Here is a 1,536-nt window from a genome sequence, read left to right as displayed (position 1 = left end):
ACACTCAGATGCGAAGAGCCACTAAACCCCGACCTGAGCACCTGGAGCATGAAACACCGAGCGAAGATGGGTGAGTCTGGCACCATATGTGCGTCTCACCCAGCGCCCAAGCTTGCGGCCGGTAGTTCGACTGCATGAGCCCGACGAAGACGGGTTGTTACGGCACAATCTCGACAGCTAGCTCGGTCGGAATTCCAGACAAGAGTGCAACAGGAATTTGCACAACGGGCGTGGGCAGGAATTGGGGGCACCGAAACGAGGAGCACGACGGTCTGCACGAGCAATACAATCAGTATAACTGGCATTAGCGAGGCGACAAGCGCGGCAGGGACGAGCGGCACGGGCGCAGTGCGTACGAGGGCGACCGGTATTGGCACGAGCGCCTGCCGAACCGGTAGCTTAAGGAGCCCCAGCCACGACCAGCGCGGCCGACATGAATATCACAAGCGACATAGCGGGCACGAGAGTCAACCGACAACGGCCTCCACCGTGACGAGGACAACGACGGTTGTCAGTGGGTCAAGCTTCAAACCTGGCAGTTCGAGGACCACTAATAGCTCAACGAGTACGGGGAACTCGAATATGCCAACCGCAGGTCAGCTCGATCGATCAGAATGCCGAAATCGCGCAGACCGTTTGCACCGCCACCACAACGAGGCTTGCGGGCACGACGACCACGACCACGGCGGCCACCGCGACGGCCGTAAGCGAGGCGGGCGGCCGCACGAACACAGACGGCACTCGGCGCGGCGAACACCAGCTCGACGCCAGCGGACACAACGACGGGCGGCAGCAGCGCGGGCGCGGACACCAGCTCAGGCCGACGGGCAGCTCGACGATTGCGAGTACTACAAAAGCTGCTACGGGCCCGCTTTCAAGTGGGGCCAGCGGGGCTCGAACCCGCGACCAGCGGATTATGAGTCCGCGGCTCTAACCAACTGAGCTATAGCCCCCCGCACGCGCCGGGAATACACACCGGCACGTGCCGCGCAATCGTAGCAAGGCCCCTCACCGGGCCTCCGGCCACCAGACGGCACGCACTGCCGAGAGTCCGTCGGCGACCTGCGAGGGTGGGTCATCCCACGCCATCACCAGCCGATCAGTCGGCTCGTAGGCGGGATGGCCCGGGTCGCCGTCGATCACGAAGTCGACCCATGAGTCGTGCATCGTCTCGACCAGGCCCGCCGGCGCCGGTGCCCCCAGATAGCGTTCCACGTTGTCCCCGTCCGGGACCGCCCAGAAGAAGGGCAGGTCGGCGCAGTGCCGGGGCCCGTTTCCCCCGGTCCAGCAGAAGTCGTACACCCACGTCGGGTCGCCGGCTGCCACCCTCGTCTCGGCGGCCCGGGCCACCGTGGAGTGGATGGCGGCCGCATCGATCACCGCGCCCACGCTCCGTCGGAGTGAGCGGCCGTTCGACTGCCGTGCCAGAGCCCTGAGCCCCTGCCTCGGGAGTTGCTGCGACAACGCCATGAACGCGGCCCCCGGCACCAGCGCCGGGCCCGGGAGCTTGTCCGAGACGGCCTCGAACTCCGTCGA

1 tRNA gene and 1 pseudogene are annotated in these 1,536 nt (G+C 65.8%); both read right to left on the bottom strand.

The features are described 5' to 3' along the window. Positions 1 to 879: 879 nt before the first annotated feature. Positions 880 to 953 (bottom strand) — tRNA-Ile (locus tag G6027_RS03790). A gap of 55 nt (positions 954 to 1,008) precedes the next feature. Further along, positions 1,009 to 1,536: pseudogene (locus G6027_RS03785) on the bottom strand (carboxylesterase family protein); the annotation flags it as partial.

Origin of the sequence: Dietzia sp. SLG310A2-38A2 (assembly GCF_014145095.1) — a bacterium.
In the GTDB taxonomy this organism is placed as follows: domain Bacteria; phylum Actinomycetota; class Actinomycetes; order Mycobacteriales; family Mycobacteriaceae; genus Dietzia.
Note: the sequence above shows the minus strand (reverse complement) of the source record. Positions and strands in the feature narration are given on the sequence as shown.